This is a genomic window from Mesorhizobium sp. Arg314, assembly GCF_053714275.1.
Window position 1 is genome coordinate 1 of sequence record NZ_JBSKBP010000104.1, and the last position, 5,722, is coordinate 5,722.

Annotated in this window: 6 protein-coding genes; all 6 read right to left on the minus strand. The window is 64.2% G+C overall.

The genetic code is table 11. From position 1 onward, the window contains the following. Positions 1-164 (minus strand): carboxyl transferase domain-containing protein (locus ACWGS9_RS33790; RefSeq protein ID WP_454509284.1); only part of this gene is annotated, 164 nt, incomplete at its 3' end. A gap of 115 nt (positions 165-279) precedes the next feature. Then, the gene (gene panC / locus ACWGS9_RS33795; protein WP_454509279.1) at positions 280-1,176 is read right to left on the minus strand and encodes a pantoate--beta-alanine ligase; all 897 of its coding nucleotides are present in this window, start codon (positions 1,174-1,176) and stop codon (positions 280-282) included. Further along, positions 1,173-2,018, minus strand: coding sequence for a 3-methyl-2-oxobutanoate hydroxymethyltransferase (panB, locus tag ACWGS9_RS33800; protein WP_454509280.1), 846 nt, complete (start codon positions 2,016-2,018; stop codon positions 1,173-1,175). The genes panC and panB overlap by 4 nt, the downstream gene beginning before the upstream one ends. Before the next feature lie 87 nt (positions 2,019-2,105). Further along, complete coding sequence (locus ACWGS9_RS33805; protein WP_454509281.1) at positions 2,106-3,278, minus strand: acyl-CoA dehydrogenase family protein; 1,173 nt, start codon at positions 3,276-3,278, stop codon at positions 2,106-2,108. Positions 3,279-3,280: 2 nt separating this feature from the next. After that, positions 3,281-5,311 carry a 3-hydroxyacyl-CoA dehydrogenase NAD-binding domain-containing protein gene (locus ACWGS9_RS33810; protein ID WP_454509282.1) on the minus strand — a complete coding sequence of 677 codons (2,031 nt, stop codon included), beginning with the start codon at positions 5,309-5,311 and terminating at the stop codon, positions 3,281-3,283. A gap of 63 nt (positions 5,312-5,374) precedes the next feature. Beyond that, positions 5,375-5,722 (minus strand): electron transfer flavoprotein subunit alpha/FixB family protein (locus ACWGS9_RS33815; RefSeq protein ID WP_454509283.1); only part of this gene is annotated, 348 nt, incomplete at its 5' end.

Sequence of the window (5,722 nt, forward strand, 5' to 3'; positions counted from 1 at the left end):
ACGTACATGTCGTATTCCTCGAAGGACCCTTCATCGAGAAGCACCTCGAGCCGTTCGCGCGCCGTCAGCTTGCCCTTGGCGTGCTGAGCGTCGATGCGCTTCTGGCCGCCGCCAAGGCGCGCTTCAGCGCGGCGCGCCTCCAACTGCTCCAGCACCGCCCGCATCAGCGTCCCGCCTTGTTGTCGAACCCGGCGCTGCCGGCAACGAACGCTGCCGGCAGCGGGACAATATCGAGCGCCGCAGCTTGATCGCGCGGACGCGGGGTTGAACCGGTTGTCGTCATGTCTTTCCCCTTTTCGCCGCTTTATTCGAGAGCACCCTGGGGCAGCAGCCCTCAACTTTGACGTTGTCGATCAAACGCACGCCCGCGAGCCATGCTGCCGCGAGCAGCCGTGCAGGCCTGTCGAGGCGCATGAGCGGTCCCAGATCGTCTTCGGCTCTCAGTTCCAGGTATTCGGTTGAATCATAGCCAGAGGCAACGATTGCAGAGCGCGCCCAGTTAAGCGTGTATGGCACCGGCTCGCCGGCCGACAGACGCGTGGCTGCATCCTGCAAAACAAGATGGAAAACGGGCGCAATGCGCCGCGCCTCGGAACCAAGGCGGACATTGCGAGACGAAAGCGCCAGGCCGTCGGGCTCTCGAATTGTTGGGCAAGGCACTATCGTGGCTAGGATGTCCAGGTCGCGCACAAGCCGCTTGATGACCTGTAGCTGCTGGAAATCCTTCTCTCCGAAACAGGCGACGTCTGCCCCGGTCTGGAGCAATAGCTTGGCAACAACGGTCGCGACACCGTCAAAATGGCCAGGCCTGAACGCGCCGCACAGACCCTCGCTCACGATTCCGACAGATATTTTCGTTGAGAACCCTGCTGGGTATATTTCAGCCGCATCCGGCGCGTAGAGAAGATGCGCGCCGGTTGGCTGCAGCTTGACCAGGTCTTCGGCCTCGGTGCGCGGATAGGCGGCGAGATCATCCGTGTTGTTGAACTGGGTGGGGTTGACGAACAGCGTGACCACCACCCGGTCGGCGCGTTCGAGTGCTATGCGCACGAGGCTCAAGTGCCCCTCGTGCAACGCCCCCATGGTCGGCACGACCGCGACGCGAAGGCCCTCCCGCTTCCACCTTGCGACAGCGGCACGCAAGGCCGCGACCGTTCGGACGACCGAGACGCTCATGCTGCAACTCCACCGGCGGCAGATGCCGAAGCATCGGCAAAGACATGCTCGTCCGCCGGGAAGCGCCTTTCGCGCACTTCCCGCGCATAGGCCGCAAGAGCCCCGTCGGCATCGTTCCCGAGTTCCGCGTATCGCTTGACGAATTTCGGACGGAACGTCGTGAACAATCCCAGCATGTCATCGATCACCAGGATTTGGCCGTCGCAGGCGGACGAGGCGCCGATGCCAATGGTGGGGATTGTGATCTGCTGCGTGATCGCACGTGCGGCCGGTTCCGGGATCTTCTCCAGAACGACCGAGAACGCGCCCGCTTCCGCCACGGCCAGGGCATCGTTCATCACCCGATCGGACGCTGCCCCCCTGCCCTGGACCTTGTAACCGCCAAGCGTGTTGACCGCCTGCGGCGTAAGGCCAACATGCGCCATCACGGGAATGCCGCGCGCGGTCAGAAAACCGATCGTGGACGCCATGCGCGCGCCGCCTTCGAGCTTCACCGCCGCACAGCCGGTCTCGGCCATGACGCGCGCCGCGCTGTGGAAAGCCTGCTCCGGACTTTCCTCGTAGGAACCGAACGGCATGTCGACCACCATCAGGGCTCGCGTGAGGCCGCGCCGCACCGCCCTGCCATGCAGGATCATCATCTCCAGCGTGACCCCCAGCGTGGACGGCAGGCCGTGAAGGACCATGCCGACGCTATCGCCCACCAGAACGACATCGCAATGCCGGTCCGCGAGACCGGCAACGGGAGTGGTGTAGGCGGTCAGGCAGACGATCGGTTCACCGCCCTTGCGGCCGGCTATGTCCGAAGGCGTCAGCGCCTTGCCTGTTGACTCGATACTCATTTGCGTTGCCCAGCCAGGTTGCATCTGCTTGCCTTTCTCACTGAAGGGGACGGTCCCCAGACGCGTTCCTCGTGACGGTTGGCCGCTCTACAAACTCCTCGCGATCAAGAGCTTCATGATCTCGTTGGTGCCGCCGTAGATGCGCTGCACACGGGCATCGCGCCACATTCGCGCGATCGGATATTCGTTCATGTAGCCGTAGCCGCCGAACAACTGCAGGCATTCGTCCATCACCTTGCCCTGCAGATCGGACAACCAGTATTTCGCCATCGAGGCCGTTGTGGCATCGAGCTCGCCGGCAACGTGCCGAGCGACGCAGTTGTTGTAGAAAATGCGGCCGATGGTGATTTCGGTCTTCAGCTCCGCCAGCTTGAACTGGGTGTTCTGGAAATCGAGGATCGCCTTGCCGAAGGCCCTGCGCTCTTTGACATAATCGACAGTCAGCGCCAGCGCCCGTTCGGACATGGCGACGGCGGCGGTGCCGACCATGAGCCGCTCCTGCGGAAGCTGCTGCATCAACTGGACGAAACCCCACCCCTCCTCGCTGCCGAGCAGATTCGCAGTCGGCACGCGCACATCGTTGAAGAAAAGCTCGGACGTGTCGTTGGACTTCAGGCCGATCTTGTCGAGGTTGCGGCCGCGTTCGAAGCCTTCGACCTCGTCGGTTTCGACGACGATCAGCGAGATGCCCTTCGCGCCCTCCTGCGGATCGGTCTTGGTCGCGACGATGATGAGATTGGCGTTCTGGCCGTTGGTGATGAAGGTCTTGGAGCCCCTGATGCGATAGTGGTTGCCGTCCTTTTCAGCCCGCGTCGCCAGGCCTTGCAGATCGGAGCCGCCGGCCGGCTCGGTCATCGCGATGGCGCCGATCAATTCGCCGGTGGCGAGCTTCGGCAGCCATTTCTGCTTCTGTTCCTCCGAGCCGTAATGCAGGATGTAGGGCACCACGATGGTGTTGTGCAGGACGATGCCGAAGCCGTCGACGCCGACATGGCTGACGGCCTCGGCGATCATGTTCTCATGCGCGAATGTGCCGCCGGCGCCGCCATATTCCGCCGGTACCGAGGCGCATAAAAGTCCGGCCGCTCCCGCTTTCCTCCAGGCCGACCGGTCGACGATCTCGTTCTTCTCGTAATCGTCGTAGCGCGGGGCGATTTCCGCATCCAGGAAACGCCGCGCCATGTCGTAGGCCATCGCGACGTCCTCGCCGGCCCAGGCCGGCCTGGGGAGCGAAAGGACTTCGGCGGGGTTGGCGGCCATGGTCATCCCCCGAGCTTGCCGCCTTCGGCCGCCAGTCGCTTGAGCAGCGGCGACAGGGTGAAGCCGGCTCCGAGACGATCCGCGTTCCGGTCCAGCGCCGAGACGATGTTTGAGACGCCGACCTGATCGCCCCAGAACATCGGGCCGCCTTTGTGGCGTGGCCAGCCATAGCCGTAGACCCATACGACGTCGATGTCAGAGGTGCGCTGCGCAAAGCCCTCCTCAAGGATCTTCGCGCCTTCGTTGACCATTGTGTAGAGCGTGCGCACCACGATCTCCTCATCGGAGATATGCCTGGGCACGATGCCGGCCTTCCGACGGAAGTCCGCCACGATCCCGGCGACGATCGGCGACGGTGTCGGTTTGCGCTTGGCATCGTAGTCGTAATATCCAGCCTGCTTCTTCTGGCCCCAGCGTCCTTCCGCGCAGAGCGCGTCCTGCAGGGTCTCGATCCGCGCTGGGTCGCGATGCCAGCCGATGTCGACGCCCGCGAGGTCCGCCATCTGGAACGGCCCCATGGGCATGCCGAAATCCGTATGAACCCGGTCGACCTGCTCGGGCGTGGCGCCCTCCAATAGCAGGGCCTCGGCATTGTCCTGCCGTGGGATAAGCATGCGATTGCCGATGAAGCCGTAGCAGACTCCCGCCACGACCGGCGCCTTGCCGATCCGGCGGGCGATCTCCATGCCGGTTGCGAGGGCGTCCGGCGCCGTCCTGGCGCCGCGCACGACCTCGACCAGCTTCATCACATTGGCCGGCGAAAAGAAATGCAGCCCCAGCACGTCGCTGGGGCGATTGGTGACGGAAGCGATGTCGTCGACATTCAGGAATGACGTGTTGGAAGCAAGCATGGCGCCCGCCTTGGCTACCCCGTCCAGGCGCGCGAATATCTGCTTCTTCAGGTCTATGTTCTCATACACTGCCTCGATCACCAGGTCGCAGTCAGCAAGGGCGTTGAAGTTTACCGTCGATGTCAGCAGCGCCATGGCCGACTCGACCTGCGCCTGTGTCATGCGTCCCTTGCTTGCGCTCGCCTCGTAGTTCTTGCGCACGACCCCGACGCCGCGGTCCAGCGCATCCTGCGCCATGTCGACGATGGTGACGGGAATGCCGGCCGAGAGGAAATTCATCGAGATGCCGCCGCCCATCGTGCCGGCGCCGATCACGCCGACCTTCTTGATGGCGCGCAATTGAGTGTCCCTCGGCAGGTCCGCGATCTTGGCGGCGGCGCGCTCGGCGAAGAACACATGGCGCAGCGCCTTCGACTGGTCGCCGTCGACCAGCGCATGAAACAGCGCGGCTTCCTTGGCCAGCCCCTTATCGAACGGCAATCCGGCCGCGGCCTTGACCGCCTCGATGCAGGCCAGGGGGGCATCGAGGCCGGCGATCTTGCGGGCGTTCTCCGCCGCGAAACGCTCGAAGACACCATCTTCGGCCTTGAGCGGGATATCGCGGGCGCGGCGCGGCGCCTTCGCCGCTCGGGCGAAGGCGATGGCCTGCTCCAGAAGCGTGGCTTCCTGGGCGAGCTGATCGACAAGGCCGAGAGCGGCCGCCTTCTCTCCCGAGATCGGCGTACCCGAAACGATCATGTTCAGCGCGGCATCCACGCCTGCCAGGCGCGGCAGCCGCTGGGTGCCGCCAGCCCCCGGCAGGATGCCTAACGTCACCTCCGGCAGGCCGAGCTTCGCGGCCTGCGCCGCCAAGCGATAGTGGCAGCCCATGGCGACCTCGAGGCCGCCGCCGAGCGCCATACCGTGGATTGCGGCGACCACCGGCTTGGGGCTGGCCTCGATCGCATTGATCAGGTCCGGCAGATACGGCGCTTCATGCGGCTGGCCGAACTCGGTGATGTCGGCGCCGCCCGAAAACAGCTTGCCCGCTCCCCGGATCACGATAGCCTTCACCCTGTCGTCGGCAAGCGCGCCGCGCAGGGCCTTGTCGATACCCTCGCGAAGGCCGAGTCCAAGAGCATTGACCGGCGGATTGTTCATCACGATTTCGAGGACATCGTCATGAAGATGCGTTTCGAGCATAGGAGTCTCCGGTCGAAATCGAATGGTTTGGAAGGTTGTTGCCCCGTCATGCCGCGACAGGCGTCAAAGCGCCTTCTGCAGCTCCGGCAGAATAACGAAGAGATCGCCGACGAGTCCGTAATCGGCAACCTGGAAGATCGGCGCTTCCTCGTCCTTGTTGATGGCGACGATGACCTTGGAATCCTTCATGCCGGCGAGGTGCTGGATGGCGCCGGAGATGCCGACGGCGATGTACAGGTCGGGGGCGACGACCTTGCCGGTCTGGCCGACCTGCCTGTCGTTGGGCGCGTAGCCGGCATCGACGGCGGCGCGGGAAGCGCCGACGGCGGCACCGAGCTTGTCGGCGACCGGCAGGATGACTTCCTGGAACTTCTCCGAGGAGCCAAGCGCACGACCACCGGAGATGATGAT